Origin of the sequence: Arsukibacterium perlucidum DSM 18276 (assembly GCF_000382165.1) — a bacterium.
In the GTDB taxonomy this organism is placed as follows: Bacteria; Pseudomonadota; Gammaproteobacteria; order Enterobacterales; family Alteromonadaceae; genus Alishewanella; species Alishewanella perlucidum.
The window spans coordinates 123,329-138,273 of sequence record NZ_KB907709.1 but is presented as its reverse complement, the minus strand read 5'-3'; the positions used below and the strand labels follow the sequence as shown (position 1 = coordinate 138,273).

Below are 14,945 nucleotides of genomic sequence, written 5' to 3'. Positions count from 1 at the left end.
AGAGTGGATGCTGGAGTTCACGCGCTTTTACAATTATGAGCATCGCCACAGCGGCATAAGATTCGTGACACCGGCGCAGCGTCATAAGCAGCAAGACGAGGCACTACTGGCAAAGCGTAAAGAGGTGTATGAACAGGCGAAATCAGCGTATCCAGAGCGATGGGCTGGCAGAGCAACAAGAAACTGGAGCCCTATAGGGCCAGTAAGTCTGAATCCAAATCGGGAAATCGTGCCGGTTCAGGCAGCAGCATAAAACGGGAAAATCGGACAACTACCTTGAAAAACTCCGGCTGTTCCGAGACAAAGTGATTAAAGGCCTGGCGCGCCTGTTTACCTGTTACCGCATAGCAGAAGTTGTCAGCCGAGCCCGGGTTATCGGCAAAGTGTTCGCTAACCAGTTTTATGACTTCAAGCGTAATAGCATCAGGTTTAAACTGCAGCGGTGCTACTGCCTTAAGGTTGGGCGGCGGACTCTTGCGGTTAGCTTTGTCAAAATTCCACTGGCCACCGAGCGGTTGCTTTTTATTGTCGAGCAGCAAACCGGTATAGCGGCGCATTTCGCGATAAAAGTATTCCATCCGCAACTGCTTGCGACCATCAGCCCATTGGCCAAACATCGCTGTGTTGCATAAAAAACGGTCATCTTCCAAAATGTTTAGTGGTAATTCAAAAGTTTGCTGCCAGCTTTTGATTTCTTGCTGTAAGCGGTACTCGCCGCATTCGGTAAGCATAATGCCATCCAGTGTCGGATGCTGCTGCAGACTATGTTTGACCGCCGCGGTAAGTGATGAGCAGCCTTGCTGGTAATCCAGATATATTACCTGATAATTTTGCTGACGCAGCACTTCAGCAAAATGGCGCATGGCACTGAACAACAGAATGATTTTATGCTTGTGATGCTTAACGTAGCCGGCTTCCTGCTGTACTTCAGCCAGCAGAATAATATCGTCACTGTTTGCTTCCCGTAGCGCCGACAAGGCCGGGCTAAGCTGGTCTCCTAAAATAACGATTAGCTTGGCCATAAATCCTGACTCGTAGTAGTAATAGTCAGGGTTACGCGAAGCTGTAGTGCCCAGATCAGGTTTTAAGGCGGTTGCTACCTCGTGGCACCAGCAACATATTGCGTTGGACTAACAAGCAGGTATGATAACGGCACCAGATAAAGAACAAGGATTATACTGATGTCAAATTTTCGCTTAAGTACTGCCGTTGGCTGCTGGTTAAGTGCGCTGACAGTTGGCGCAGTGCTGTTAACGCCACAAATTGCTCTGGCCCAGCAGCATGAACATCAACATGCAGAACATGACCATAAACATGACCATAAACATGAGCATGAGCATGAACATGAACATGAACATGAACATGAACATGATGAGTTTAATAGCCCGGGCACACATGTGCACGGTGAAGCTATGCTGACGTTGGTCCTGGAAGGCAACGAAGCGATGGTGGCATTGCAATCTGCCGCTTATAACATTGTTGGCTTTGAACATGCCCCCAAAACCAGCGAACAGCGCCAGGAAATAGCAACCGCACTTGATGTGTTGCGTCAGGGCAAGTGGTTTGCGATGAATCCGCAAGCGGGATGTGATGTTGCCCAAAGTGATGCCAACACTGATTTAACGGCAAAGGTTAACAGTAAGCACGGTGATTTTTATGCCAACATCAGTTTAGTTTGCCAACAACCGGCACGGTTAAATGAAATGACAGTTAGTCTGTTCAATCTGGTACCTAGCGTAGAAAAAATAACAGTGCAGTGGGTGATAAATGGCCAGCAGGGAGCAACGGAACTGAGTTTAGCCAACAACACCGTTACGTTTTAAGTAACCGTTTTCAGTAGTAAAAAGCCCCCGCCCACCTGCCGGTGCCGGGGGCTCTTTGTGTCAGTTAACTTCTAAATTAATAAGTGTATTCTTCCACTAAATCAGCTTTTAATGTATAGGCTGCATTAGCTAAATCATGGCTCATTGGCTGAGTAGTAATGGTGCCGCTAATCCAGAATGGTGAGTAAATCATATCGGCCTTCAGGTTTTTTGCGCCACTGACAAAGATAATCTGGTTCGGTGGAGGTGGTGGTACATGAATACAGGCACCAAAGTAGGGCACCAGAAAAAAACTGGTCACATTCTGCTGGTCATCAAATTCCAGCGGCACAATAAAACCAGGGATCCGCACTTTGGTATTATTGAATTCTTCTTTTACTTTGGCTGACTGCAAAATCTGCTCCCACTGACCCGCTGCTGGATTGTCACCATTATAATTATCATCAAAGGGAGAAGGCTGACTGTAATCATGCTGTACTTCAGGCATGGCCATCAGTAATGCCAGATCTTCTTCTGGCATTAAGTCAGTCCATTCAATGGTTTTAACTTCACTGGCATTTAGCAGCAGGCTGAAACTTGCGACCAATAGCATAGATAACGTAACAGATAACTTATTAAGCATTGGAGCTTACCCTCTTAATTTTGCATAATAGACGCCAATTAACCACGCAATCATAACATGACCGGGATTAAACCTGTGACCGACAAGCCGAAAATTCCTGCCATTGAGCTCAAAAATGTTGTGTTCTATTATCAGACTGCAGCCTGGCAACTTAGTTTACCAGAGCTGACTTTACAGCAAGGTCAGCATTTATTTATCCAGGGGGCATCGGGCAGCGGTAAAACAACCCTGCTTAATTTACTGGCCGGCATTATCACCCCCAAACAAGGTGAAATTAAGCTAGGTGGTGAGCCGTTCAGCAGCTTGTCGCCGGCAAAGCGCGACACTATGCGGGCACGGAAAATTGGCGTTGTGTTTCAGCAGCTTAACCTGATTTCTTATTTATCGGTGCTGGATAACGTGCTGTTAAGTGGTCATTTTGCCGGCAACGCCAGGCAACAAAGCGAACAACGCGCCATAACATTGTTACAAAGCCTGGGGCTGGGGGCAGAACTGGTTAAGCAGCAGGCAGCGGCGCTGAGCGTCGGGCAACAGCAGCGGGTAGCTATTGCCCGCGCCCTGCTAACCCAGCCGGCGTTACTGATTGCCGACGAACCGACCTCAGCTCTGGATGCTGACAACAGGGATAGTTTTATGCAGGTATTGCTGGAACAGGCCAATGCCTGCCAGACCACTGTTATTTTTGTCAGCCATGATGCCGGTTTGCGCCGCTATTTCAGCTGGCAGCTAAATATGGGAAATCTGGCACAAGGAGCCCAGCCATGTTGATAAAACTAGCCCGGCAAAGTTTATGGAATCGTCGTGGTACAGCGATGATGACTTTATTTTCATTAACAATAAGCCTGGTGTTGTTGTTTGGGATTGACCACCTGCGTAAAGAAGCACGGCAAAGTTTTACCAGTACTATCTCTGGCACCGACTTAATTGTCGGAGCCCGCTCTGGCCAGCTTAATTTATTGCTGTATTCGGTATTCCGGATTGGCAATGCAACTGCCAATGTCAGTTGGGACACCTACCAGCGGATCAGCAAGCATCCGCAAATAAGCTGGACTATTCCGATGGCCCTGGGTGACTCACATCGCGGCTATCGGGTGCTGGGCACTAACGGCGATTATTTTAGCCATTACCGCTATGCTAACCAGCAGTCATTGCAGTTCAGCGAAGGCCAGCCATTTAATGGTGTTTATGACACTGTGCTTGGAGCAGAGGTTGCCCGGAAGCTGGGCTATAAACTTGGCGACCAGATCACCCTGGCGCATGGTGTTGGTGCTGTTAGTTTCAGTGAGCATAAAGACAAGCCGTTTACTGTTACTGGCATTCTGGCACCTACCGGCACACCGCTGGACCAAACAGTTCATGTCAGCCTGGAGGGTATTGAAGCTATTCATATTGACTGGCAACAAGGTGCGCCCATGCCGGGGCGTAGAATTAACGCTGAGCAAGCTTTACAGTTGGATCTGACCCCTAAAGCGATCACGGCCTTTATGGTTGGGCTGGAATCCCGAATGGCAACCTTTGTCGTGCAGCGGCAAATTAATGAGTTTCGCGGTGAGGCGTTGTCGGCGATTCTGCCTGGTGTGGCGCTGGCCGAATTATGGCAAATGCTGAGCATGGTAGAAAACCTGTTGCTGTTAATTACCTTGCTGGTGCTGGTTGCCGGTCTGGTTGGGATGATGACAACGTTACTGGCATCAATGAAAGAGCGGCAGCGGGAAATGGCTATTTTACGTGCTGTTGGCGCACATCCCTGGTATCTGTTTGTGTTAATTCAGCTGGAGGTACTGTTGCTAACTGCCCTTGCACTGTTGGCCGCGGCAGTGAGCCTGGTTGTTACTCTTTGGGCTTTGCAGGATACACTGGCCAGTAATTATGGCTTGTTTATTAACATTAACCCGTTCAGCCTGCAAAGCCTGTACTGGGCAGGCGCAGTGCTGATAATCAGCGCGTTGCTGGCCTGTATCCCGGCATCTACTGCGTACCGGCGTGCGCTGAACGATGGCCTGGCAATCAGGCTTTAAGGGGCATTGGCAGTTAACAGCGGGTAGTGCTAGTCAGCCGCTACCAGCTGTTGCTGCATCCAGCGAACGGTGGTGCCCATGTCATAAGATCTGGGCAATGCTTCTGCTGGTGCACTGGTATCTGGGGTTACCTCAAAGGTAAAAGCATAGTTTTGACGCAAACCCATCCGTAAATCAGTCAGAATAAGCTTGTTATCCTGCCGCTGTAAACTATAAAAACCATGGCTAAATGCTGCAATTCTTGCAACATCTGGCTGCGTAGCATATTGCTGTCGCAAGCTGTTGTCCTCTGGAAAGAATTGATACTGAATGGCTGAACCCCGGTTGAAAATACTGTAGAAACCCTCGTAATATCCCTGTTCAGTCATTATCAGCACCCGCCACAATATAGTATTGAAAGGGGTTGGAGTAACCAGTACAGCTTTTGCTGCCGGCACAGGCAGCTCAGCTTTTACTACTGTGGCTATCCATTGCTGGGCGCTAACACTCCAGATTAAATAAACCGAAGACAATCCCAAACCACAGGCTGCCGCTCTGGTGCTCCACTGCGGCCTGAACAACCCAAATATTAAAGCGAACAACAACGGTAAGGTATATAAGGGATCAATGATAAAAATACTGCCCACACCAAAGGGGGTATCGGTAAAGGGTAAGCCCAGACGGGTGCCATAAATTGTCATAACATCCAGCAACGGATGAGTAAGCAGCACCAGGCCAATCGCCATCCACCAACGCGGGAAAAGAGCAGACTGACGGTGGATAGCTGATATCAACCAGGCGACAAAGGGGCTGACTAACGCCAGATAAAACAGGGCATGGGAGTGTGCCCGGTGACTCACCATATTGGCGATTGCGTCGCCGGCGTCAAACAACACATCCAGATCTGGCAGGGTACCTGCCACTGCACCCCATAACACTGCTTGTTTGACCGGTACTTTACGACCCATAACCAGAGTGGCGACGCCAGCTCCAAGACAAATCTGACTTAACGAATCCATAGCAGCTAAATGTTAATCAACGATAATTCAGATACGTGACTTATCAGGCGATGGCCCATTGTAAATCGGTATTTGTAATCATTTGCCGGCTTGACGCCACTAACTCCGGTTCAGTTAATAGCTGGCTACTTAAACTTTTCATTAGTTCAAGATACTCTGGTTGCAGGCTAGCGACCACTTCCCTTGCGTCCAGATAGTAGGGAGCCCGCTTCCCGTTAAAGTCTATAGCTTCACCAATCTGGTTGAAGTTGATGCCAATCCGTTGCAGTACTCTGGCCAGGCTGGGTTCGATGGTTACGAAGCCGTGATAATAGCCTTTTTCCAGGCACATCGCTGTTGCCATCAGGTACAGGCCAATTGCAATAAAGCGGTTAAAAGGTCTGGCAGAGCTGCTTAAGGCTGGTAAATCTTTGGCGGCAGCATCTTTTACTCTGCGCCGGAACTGCGCCGCAACCGCCAGCCGGGAAATTTCGCAAACATGTTGCCTTGGAAAACAGGACGGTGTTAGTTGTGGTGCAGTAAACCGTCCTGCAAAATACTTTTCAATTGGCAGTTGGCCAGGTTCTTGTTGGCAGTGAATGAGCCGCACAGTACCTGCAATTTCACCCGATTGGGAATCGGCCAGGCTGCAATGCAGGGCGCGCCGGTCAAAATCGTCTTGTTCCAACCCTGAAGGGCGGGGAGGCTCAAAGTTAAGTTCTTCACAATAAACCTTATGACGTAAACGAAATACTTCAATTTTTTCTTGATGACTAATTGCTTGAGAAGCAAGAAAAAAAGCGCTGAAATCAGATAAGTTTAGTTCGTTTGTTGGCGCTTTTGAATATTTAGCTGGTGTTTCTGCAGATATTGCCGGCACAAAAGCATCTTGCTCCGGCTGTAGCAATGTCGGATTCAACAGTGTCATCGTTATGCCCTAAAGATGATAGTACAAGCAAACCTATCGAATAAAGTTACGGTTTATGTTTTTTTATGCGCAGCCTGATAAGACATAACCGTCCATGCTAAAGTAAGGGCGCACTTCATTGTGCTAAGGGTGCTCAGGCGCAATTACTATGCAGATATCGAAGCTAGGCGTCAAACCAGAAAAACACTGATTAGTTTCAATAAATGAAAAACTTTAATTAATTACTTGATTTTACAGTTGTTAAAATCTGAAACTTTTTTATTACTATAAAAGCAGGCAATTAAGCTTAAGTTCATAAAGTGGTAATTTAAACTAGAAATGGTGGGAAAAGCGTGGCAATTGCAATATCGGGCAGTGTAACTATCGAAGACAACGAGCTGGAGTGGCAATTTATCCGCGCCTCTGGCGCGGGTGGTCAGCATGTTAATAAAGTGGCCACCGCAGTGCAAATTATTTTCGACATAGCCGCCTCGTCGTTGCCAGATTTTTATAAGCAGCGGCTGCTTAACCGCAGTGATCATCGCATTACCAAAAGCGGTAAAGTAATCATTAAGTGTCAGCAAAGCCGTAGCCAGGAGATGAACCGCGAACTCGCCCTGGCCCAGTTTATCGAATTAGTGCAGTCAGTCGCCAAAGTACAAAAAAAACGGGTAGCCACCAAACCGACCTACGGCAGCCAGCAACGGCGGTTAGAAGGCAAAAAGCAACGCAGCAAAACTAAAGCCTTGCGCCAGGGTAAACCTGATGTTTAATAAAAATTGTATTAGAAGGTATACATATTACGATTTTAAGCCGTAAGCCAGTTTTCTAGCCTTAAACCGGCTATCCGGTTGAACTCACTCAGGTTATTTGTAACCAGGCTTAATCCTTCACTTCTGGCATGACCGCCAATGTGCAGGTCGTTCACGCCTATCGGAGTGCCAGCTTTTTCAAGCTCAGCACGAATATCGCCATAATGTTGGGCGGCTTTTTCGTCATACGGCAAGATAACCAGTCTTGATACAAAATCTTCCACAGCAGAGCGGTTTTGCTCTGGTTTAGCGCTTTTCTCTACGCCATGGCAAAGTTCAGCATAGGTAATACTACTAATACACATTAAACCGGCATATTTATTAAAGGTGTCATGTACCTCAGGCGGGCGCCGCTTAATCACATAAATACAGATATTGGTATCCAGCATATATTTAAGCATTTAAAACGCTTCCCGCTCTTGCTGCTCTTGTGATGCGCGTTCAGTCATAAAATCATCGGTAACAGCTGCACCTTGCAGGAAGAACGAATCCCAGCTACTTTCTACCGGCGTTAAGATCCGATCTTTACCTACTACCCTTACCGCTACTTTTTTCACGGTATCAGGAAAGCGCGCTTCAACCGGTAACCGCACGGCTTGCGTACTATTGTTCTTAAAAACTGTTCCGGTATCCATTATTCACCTCCACATTCGCATAACGAAAGTATAGCTCCGCAAAAGTAGATACTCAATGTACCTACTGTTATTTATTCAGCCTGGTAAATTATTAGTGGAAGTAGAAAAGCAAAAGGCCACCTTGCGGTGGCCTTTTGCTTTGTGCTGGGGTCTATTGAATTGGAGGTATATGATTTTGATATATATAATTATTGTTTCTTGCCTGCTTTAGAGATACCCCCAAAAGTACCCCCTTTTGCCTGCTGTTAACCTGAAAAAATAATTTTTAATTGGTGCCGGCTGGTGTTCAATTTGCTGCACTATACCGGGTGATGATCTGCAAAGGCAGTTTTTTGCCTTAGCTGCCTTGGTTTTAATTTCATTTTTCGCGGGCGTAAATATTTGTCTTAGGGGGCGGTGTATAAATTCTATAGGCTGTAGGGATCAGATCCCCCCTACCAGTGGCGATGCATCAAATACTTAAAAGGCTTGAGGCATATTAATAATCGGTAATAGCAGGTTGGGATTTATATAGTTCGTTTCTTGCTTAAGTTTTGGTCATGGAGGCTTTAATTATATCTTCTTGAGCCAGTGTTATATCATCGCTAACTAGCGCGCAATCTATTAGCTGCGATGTTATTTCGGACGGAAGGTCGCAGATATGTCTGATTTCATTTGTGAATTTCTTTTGTAACAGCTGATCGGCTTTTAACTCGTAAAACTCGTCAAGACATACCCATGTACAAACACTTAGGTAGCAACAGTTTTTGGGCAAATAGAAGTTATGAAACCTGTCAGTTGGCTGGCAGCCGAACGTTACTCCTCTACCATGCTGCTTAGATGTTGTTTTAGCTACAACGCTAATTGAGTTATGCGATCCAATAACTACAAACAGCTTTTTACCATTGGCCCCATCGGCAAATTCAAACTCGGAATCGAAGAAAACCGTGCCAGGAATCAACTTAAGCTCGCTATGGCCTGCTTGCGTTCAACGACTACTTGATTGACTATCTCTGCTTCCTGGCTTCTAAGTGATAGTTCATAAGGAATCAAGTCCCGTTTTTTATTGTCCTTGTTATAAACCTTATCCCAAGGCATATTTTCTAGATGGGTAGCTTCGATCATGTCGTCAGCTTTTTTGTTAGAGTATTCACTGGCTAACGATTGCATTAGCTTTAATTCGCGCTTAGTAAAGTTTTTAGAATTAAAACTAACCTTTGCGTTAATTTTAAGCATGCTTGCGTTTCCCTGATAAACAGGAATTTCATCAAACTCAACAGCGGAGGCCATGTCATGCTCTGGAGCTTGAATCTCATCAAATAACTGTGTTGGCACAGGTCCCATTTTCCAGGCGTAATAATCTAAGCCGGTAACGCTGCGACCAGTTATTTTGAAATGTTCAAAATCAAGGAAGTATAGGAGCTTAAACAGCTTTACCTTGCCGCAATACTCCGTGTTTGCTGCAAAATATAAGACAGCATTGATTAGCTTATCTCTCTCACGAGTAATCAGCATTACTAATTCTGCCTCCTGCTGTTCTTAAATGGACCGCATTATACATCTGGTTATTTTAATGGCAACTGAATTATTAGTACTTCACTATTGGCGGCGACGCAACAATTTAAAGTGTTTATCAGGCAATATTGTAGCAGTTTTAACCTAATTTAGTTCGGCGGTGTAGCAAGGGGCTCAATATTGCCCTTAATAGCGTTTTTTTTGGATTTATTGTCTTTGTACATCTGTTGCCCATGAATTAGTAACCTTATCTGTCTTGTTAGTATTTCCTCTACCGTTAATTAATGCCAACAAAAGCTGTAGTAAATCGTCTTTCGTCTGGCGGAGCTTTTTGCTGAGAAAGCCAAGCAGAATAGCACTCAACGTTAGATACATTACAATTTATCGGGTCGTGTATCAGCAGAAACTGTGAGCGGTGTTTGTCCCATAAAGTCGCTGGTTATGTACAGCTTGACCAGCTCGCCGGCATTGAATTTACTGGTTATTGGGGGTGTTGTGGTGGATCACATAGAAAGCCCGAAAAAAATTGTTTAACCGCGCTTCTGCGCCCCCCTGGCTTCAGTTCGTCAGGGTAGGGTCCCTTGCCCAGTCAGGAAAGCAGTAATAAATATTGAGTAAATCGCATTCGCCCGGGTTTGCCTGTGCCGGCTTGCGGGTAAAACTTTTAATTTCGCGGGTGTAAAAATCTGACTTAGAGGGCGGTACAGCTGGTTGAACCAGTAGAGATTTGATCCCCCCCTCCCGATGCTCGTTTCCGCTAGTTTGCGGCTACATCAGCCTGAAATTAACCAGAATCGTTTTAAAACTATAGTGCTAAGGCATGTGGTGCCCTCTCAATTTGATTTGCTAGAGCCAGCGCTAGCCGCCTTAGATTGCTGCTGTGTTTTGGTCAGTTCAATCACTAATTGATTAGCGTTAGTAGGGCACGATAAGCACCCTTACAGCCTTACTGCTGGGCTTATGGTGGTGTGTGTGGCTGCTGGTAGGGCAATGGGTGCTGCTTCCTGAGCTAAGGCAGGATTCTGCCTTAGCTCGTGGGTGCTGCTGCAGTAGCCTGGCCAGCACTGGCAGCCCATCAATAGGGCTGATAAAAGTTATCACTTAACTGATTTGGCGGTTTCCACCATGTAAAACGCCGAAACAGGCTGTAGCCTTTATAAATGCTGGCTTGTTCCTTTTTCTAACCCGCATCGCATGGCCTGTGTTTTTGGCTGTATGGCCTGTAAACACTTTTCAAAATATTATTACTTTTGGCTTTTGGCGTTTTCCATATTGGAAAAAGCTTAAATCGTTTGCAGCCTTTGCTATCGCTCAGTTGTACCTGTTTTTAGATGTGCTTGTATTGGCGGTTAGTCTGGCTATATTGGCGGTCTTTAAAATGTTCAAGTATTACAATTCCAAAACTCAGTCTGGCCCTTTGCTTATGCGTGTTTAAGTGTTTTTGAAATAACGCCAATACCTGCATAGTGCCTACACTGCACTTTCTAATGCTGAAAGTGTCAGATATTGCTAACGCCTTAACTGATGAGGCCTGTGGGTCAGCTGCAATTTACCCAATGCCTGCCGGTTGCCTACACGATTTGCTGATACTGGCGTTGTAGGGCCATTAGTGCAGATTAACATTGCTGCTATATCGTGTTGGTTTGGCCCTGTAGTGCTGGCGTAGCTTTACCCAGTAGGGTAGCTCTGCCGGCGGTATGTTTTGCCAGAGTGGGGCAGCTGGTGTTTTGTTATCGTCAATTCGATAGCCAGCGATAATGCCCTTAATGTTGCTGATAAATCGATACATTACGCGCAGTATTCCACCCTGTGCCATGGCGAGGTAAATAAACTGGCCGGGTTCCAGTGCTGGGGGTTGCTCACCCGGTTGAAGTAAAACCCATTTATTCATGACGCTGGCCCATAGAGTTTTTTTAATGGCTTAGCCGGTTGATCATCCTTTGGTGTTGGCAAGCGTTTGGTATCAGTAAAGCGGCTAAAGTGCAGTTCTGGCTGTAAAAAGGTGCTGCCCGTTCTACCCATTCGGTTTTTAGCAAAAATGATTTCAGTAAGGCTGTATTCGTCTCGCTGGCCCTCGTAGTCCTCGTCATGCAGAAACAAAACCATATCGGCGTCTTGCTCGATGCTGCCGCTATCTCTCAGATTCATCAGTGTTGGCTTGCCGGTTAAGTTGCGGTTTAGCTGGCTAAGAGCAATAACGGGGCAGGCCATCTGCTTAGCCAGGTTCTTTAACCCGGCACTAACATTGCCGACTCTGATTGTCTGGCTCTCACCCTCAGCCCGGACAAGTTGCAAATAATCCACCACAATCAAAGCGGGCGGGCCGTATTTCATTGCCATGCGCTTTGCTCTACTTTGGATTTGCGTTATATGCTGGCCACCTTTTTCGTCAATCAGCAGCTTTGACCGTTGCATAAACTCCATGGCATTACTGAGCTTGGCCGTTTGTTCTGTGCTGCCTACAACCTGAGCATTGAGGATGCTGGCCAGTGGAATACTACCTACGCTGGAAAATACCTTTTGCAGTATTTGTTGGGCTGGCATTTCAAGGCTAAAGAATAGGGCTGTGGATTGCTGCTGGCCCGTTATCGTTACCCGTTCAAGCATATTCAAAACCAGTGTGGTTTTACCCATAGACGGGCGGGCGGCCACGATAATCAGATCACCATTTCTTAAGCCACCAGTCATATAATCCAGATTTTCAAACCCGGTTGATAAACCGGTAATGCTGGCGCCTCTCTGATATACCGTTTCTATGTGGGCCAGCAGTGCTGATTGGTGATCGGCCAGGTTGGTTATCTGCTGTTCTGATTCGTCTGCGCCGATACTACCCAGCTCACTAAGTACCAGGTTAATTTTATCAGCAGGTTCATGGCTGCGGTCGTGCAATACAGCAAGGGCCTTGTGTAATGCGCTGGCTGTATGCCTGAGCTCGCCATACTGCCTTACCTTGTCAGCGTATACTTTTAAGTTGGCCTGGCTTGGCGTGTTTCTGTAACACTGGCCCAGGTAGCTAATCTGGTACTCAGGATCTTTAGTTTTCAGTAGGTCGGTTAGCGTTATCAGGTCTACCGGTTGCCCTCTGGCTGAAAGCGTCTGAATGGCTTGCCATGCCATTTGATTTGCCCGATTGCTAAAGTCCTCAGGCTTACACGTTTCGATTGCCTGCAATGCGTTGTCGCTAGAGCTGTCATGCAATACGCCACCAATTACCGCTTGTTCTGCTTCGATGTTAATCAGCGCTTCCATGGCCATCCTCCGCGCTGTGCTGGTTCAGATACTCTTGCTTGAACTGTTGCATAAACTCTGGGCTATCTTCCCAGCGCCGTTGGTTGATATAGGTAGCCGCATGAATAGCGTCATAGCCAAGTACCCCGGTTTGCCGTTGCTGGTGGTAATACGCCAGCATCAAATTGAGTAAATAGCGAATAGCGGCCTCTGCTTTCCCCCTCATAAATTTATGCCAGGCTTTTAGTGCAGCTTGCTTACCGGTTTTAGTGGTGTAGTGCTTCCAGAATTGTGCAAAAAGCTGTTCTGTTATTTGTTTGTCAGCAGCCTTTTTGACGCGATCACTCGCAGAGTGATCTATTAATGATTCTATGACTGGTTCTACTGACTGGTTCTGAGTACCACTTTTGGGACTATTCAAAGTACCAGTTTTGGGACTGTTCAAAGTACCGCTTTTGGGACTGTTCAAAGTACCGCTTTTGGAACTATTCCGCTTTTGGAATGATTCCACTTTTGGCACTGTTTCAGTTTCGGTAGTCAGCCGGTACACTTTAACCCTTTGGGTGGCCCCTTTCCGTTTTTTGGTATCAATTACTGCACCGGTTTTCTCTAGTTCCCGGGTAGCTTTAATGATGGTTTTGCGGTTAAGCCCGGTATCAGCCTCTAATCGCTCAACGCTGGGGTAACATTCGCCGGCATCATCAGCCCGATCAGCGAGTGCCAGTAATACCAGCTTTATAGACGGGCTAGAGGCTTGAATACGCCAGGCCCAGTCTGTTGCCTTTCTGCTCATTGTGGCCCCTTATGCTGTTTTAAGGAGCTTTTCCAGTGAGACAGATCGCAACGCTATCCAGACAACCGGCACCGCGTGGCGTTTTATTCGCCATCGGTCAATTAGTTGTCGGGCTTTAGCCTGTTGGTGCTGGTGTACGCTATACCGGATCAAGTGGCAGGTTTCACCCAGGTAGCCGGGAGCCTTTTCACGTTCGCGGAGAATTTCCAAGTTGTAGCTGTGGGCCAGATCGCTGATTACGCTATTTAGGTGCCGTGCTTTAACAGGCAATTTTTCTGCTTCCTGGCAAGTCATGCTCCCGCTATAAAGCAGGCCTAATAAAACCCGTTCAAGCTGGCTCGCTGGTTTTACTGTTGTCAGCTTAGTGTTGTTTTGGTTACAATTGTTGTGCGTATTATTTATGCTTTGGCCGCCTTGCTGGGTGGCCTTATTTTTATCTGTCATAGCCGCCCCCTATGCTGCCCGGCCAGCTTCGAAAAGCCGCTCAGTAATCCAGTTATCAATATCGCTTTCAAGCCAAGCAACACGGCCACCGCCAATAGAAATAGGGCGGGGGAACTCACCGGAGTTCATGCGGTTGTATATGCTGGCTTTGCATAGGCCCACTCGGGCAATTACTTCTGCCCGGCGGATAAGACGTGGTTTTTGTGTAACGGTGTTCATGCTATACCCCTTTAGCTTTATTTGGCTTTCGGGGGTATGTTCTGGCAATGAAGGGGGTTACGTCCGTAGTTTTTGAAAAACTACAAAAAATAGTGAAAACTACAGTTTTTTTCGGTGCGTGATAGCGACTTGAAAAGCGCCATATAGGGTTTTACCTTCAATCTCTGGTATTGAATTTTTAAGCAGCTCTTTGTTAATAGCTGTTTGTAATGCGTCAGGGCGGTTCATTAGTTCGGGTGCTAGCTCAGCTTTCTTTAAAACATATTCGCTTAAAGACATTAGAGCCATGGCCTTTTTGGGGCTGTTGTTTTCCATTGGGCGCTGGCGGTGGCTTTCCTTTTTGTGAATTTCCATAGCTAGACTTGCATCATTAAAACGGCTTTTAAGGGGTTCTCCAGTAGTAATTGCATAGTGCAGCTTTTGAATTTCGGTTTTGGTAACTTGCAGCTGGTTAATCTGAAACTTCATTTCTGAATCGAGGTCTACAGTAAAGAAAATTGTTTTTTTATCAATTAATGAAACACTATCTATTATTTCTGCGGTTTCGGCGTAGAGGGAATAAGGAGTGAATGAATCGTTTCCGGTAAATAATGAATCCTCTAAGTCGTTATAATCAACGGCCCATAATCCTTGTATTGCGTCTACCTCGAAATAGTACATCTCAGTTTCTGGATTGAATGCGCTTTCGTCGATTGGACCGCTGATAAACATGTATGAAAGGCCGATTTTATATGACTCAGTACCTTCACCCATGGTAACTAGTTGCTGATATTCATTTTTATCTAGTACAAGCACGCCACAGTTTTGGTCATCAACTTTTAAATATAGGTCTATTGCACCGATTTCAAACCAGTGGAGAATATCCTCGATTTCACATTCAAGCAGTCTAGCAGCTCTGACTATGTTGCAGTACTCAAGTGGTAACAAGGGCGGGAGTGGCCGCCCTTTGTTTTTTGTTGTCATGGGGCCGCCG

17 protein-coding genes and 1 pseudogene are annotated in these 14,945 nt (G+C 46.4%); 5 read left to right on the top strand and 13 right to left on the bottom strand.

Translation table 11 applies throughout. The features are described 5' to 3' along the window. A pseudogene (locus H141_RS21865) lies at positions 1-253 on the top strand (IS3-like element ISAzo10 family transposase); the annotation flags it as partial. Here the strand turns inward: H141_RS21865 and H141_RS20035 are convergent. Continuing rightward, positions 192-1,022 carry a cryptochrome/photolyase family protein gene (locus tag H141_RS20035; RefSeq protein ID WP_019675904.1) on the bottom strand — a complete coding sequence of 277 codons (831 nt, stop codon included), beginning with the start codon at positions 1,020-1,022 and terminating at the stop codon, positions 192-194. The pseudogene H141_RS21865 and the gene H141_RS20035 overlap by 62 nt on opposite strands. A 159-nt stretch (positions 1,023-1,181) precedes the next feature. Here H141_RS20035 and H141_RS0108870 point away from each other — a divergent pair, with 159 nt between their 5' ends. Continuing rightward, complete coding sequence (locus H141_RS0108870; RefSeq protein ID WP_019675903.1) at positions 1,182-1,823, top strand: ZrgA family zinc uptake protein; 642 nt, start codon at positions 1,182-1,184, stop codon at positions 1,821-1,823. A gap of 76 nt (positions 1,824-1,899) precedes the next feature. Here the strand turns inward: H141_RS0108870 and H141_RS0108865 are convergent, their stop codons facing one another. Beyond that, positions 1,900-2,445: a DUF3299 domain-containing protein gene (locus tag H141_RS0108865; RefSeq protein WP_019675902.1), complete on the bottom strand. Its 546-nt coding sequence runs from the start codon at positions 2,443-2,445 to the stop codon at positions 1,900-1,902. Between the two features lie 57 nt (positions 2,446-2,502). Here H141_RS0108865 and H141_RS0108860 point away from each other — a divergent pair, with 57 nt between their 5' ends. Next, entirely contained in the window at positions 2,503-3,213 is a 711-nt protein-coding gene (locus H141_RS0108860) for an ABC transporter ATP-binding protein (protein WP_019675901.1), read from the top strand. Then, positions 3,207-4,463, top strand: coding sequence for an ABC transporter permease (locus H141_RS0108855; RefSeq protein ID WP_019675900.1), 1,257 nt, complete (start codon positions 3,207-3,209; stop codon positions 4,461-4,463). The genes H141_RS0108860 and H141_RS0108855 overlap by 7 nt, the downstream gene beginning before the upstream one ends. A gap of 29 nt (positions 4,464-4,492) precedes the next feature. On the opposite strand, the gene H141_RS20030 is transcribed toward H141_RS0108855, so the two are convergent. Together H141_RS20030 and H141_RS20025 are read right to left on the bottom strand one after the other, a co-directional pair. Beyond that, on the bottom strand, positions 4,493-5,461 hold the full coding sequence (locus H141_RS20030; RefSeq protein ID WP_033425440.1) for a metal-dependent hydrolase: 969 nt from the start codon (positions 5,459-5,461) through the stop codon (positions 4,493-4,495). Positions 5,462-5,504: 43 nt separating this feature from the next. Then, positions 5,505-6,368, bottom strand: a complete 864-nt coding sequence (locus H141_RS20025) for a PEP-CTERM/exosortase system-associated acyltransferase (RefSeq protein WP_019675898.1) — start codon at positions 6,366-6,368, stop codon at positions 5,505-5,507. Between the two features lie 332 nt (positions 6,369-6,700). Here H141_RS20025 and arfB point away from each other — a divergent pair, with 332 nt between their 5' ends. After that, positions 6,701-7,120: an alternative ribosome rescue aminoacyl-tRNA hydrolase ArfB gene (arfB, locus tag H141_RS0108840; protein ID WP_019675897.1), complete on the top strand. Its 420-nt coding sequence runs from the start codon at positions 6,701-6,703 to the stop codon at positions 7,118-7,120. Between the two features lie 35 nt (positions 7,121-7,155). On the opposite strand, the gene vapC is transcribed toward arfB, so the two are convergent. From vapC to H141_RS0108770, 9 genes are all read right to left on the bottom strand, one after another. Then, positions 7,156-7,560, bottom strand: a complete 405-nt coding sequence (gene vapC, locus H141_RS0108835) for a type II toxin-antitoxin system tRNA(fMet)-specific endonuclease VapC (RefSeq protein ID WP_019675896.1) — start codon at positions 7,558-7,560, stop codon at positions 7,156-7,158. Further along, positions 7,561-7,794: a type II toxin-antitoxin system VapB family antitoxin gene (gene vapB, locus H141_RS0108830; RefSeq protein ID WP_019675895.1), complete on the bottom strand. Its 234-nt coding sequence runs from the start codon at positions 7,792-7,794 to the stop codon at positions 7,561-7,563. A gap of 936 nt (positions 7,795-8,730) precedes the next feature. After that, a complete protein-coding gene (locus H141_RS0108820; RefSeq protein WP_019675893.1) occupies positions 8,731-9,288 on the bottom strand; it encodes a Panacea domain-containing protein in 558 nt (185 codons plus the stop codon). A 1,606-nt stretch (positions 9,289-10,894) separates the two neighbouring features. Next, positions 10,895-11,179 (bottom strand): hypothetical protein, encoded by a 285-nt coding sequence (locus H141_RS0108795; protein ID WP_019675888.1) that lies wholly within the window; start codon positions 11,177-11,179, stop codon positions 10,895-10,897. Beyond that, entirely contained in the window at positions 11,176-12,537 is a 1,362-nt protein-coding gene (locus H141_RS0108790) for a replicative DNA helicase (protein ID WP_157610817.1), read from the bottom strand. The genes H141_RS0108795 and H141_RS0108790 overlap by 4 nt, the downstream gene beginning before the upstream one ends. After that, complete coding sequence (locus H141_RS20920) at positions 12,521-13,309, bottom strand: helix-turn-helix domain-containing protein (RefSeq protein WP_019675886.1); 789 nt, start codon at positions 13,307-13,309, stop codon at positions 12,521-12,523. The genes H141_RS0108790 and H141_RS20920 overlap by 17 nt, the downstream gene beginning before the upstream one ends. Before the next feature lie 9 nt (positions 13,310-13,318). Continuing rightward, positions 13,319-13,753 (bottom strand): hypothetical protein, encoded by a 435-nt coding sequence (locus H141_RS0108780; RefSeq protein ID WP_019675885.1) that lies wholly within the window; start codon positions 13,751-13,753, stop codon positions 13,319-13,321. A gap of 9 nt (positions 13,754-13,762) precedes the next feature. Next, positions 13,763-13,972 (bottom strand): helix-turn-helix transcriptional regulator, encoded by a 210-nt coding sequence (locus tag H141_RS0108775; RefSeq protein ID WP_019675884.1) that lies wholly within the window; start codon positions 13,970-13,972, stop codon positions 13,763-13,765. Between the two features lie 99 nt (positions 13,973-14,071). After that, the gene (locus H141_RS0108770; RefSeq protein WP_019675883.1) at positions 14,072-14,935 is read right to left on the bottom strand and encodes a hypothetical protein; all 864 of its coding nucleotides are present in this window, start codon (positions 14,933-14,935) and stop codon (positions 14,072-14,074) included. Between the last annotated feature and the right edge of the window lie 10 nt (positions 14,936-14,945).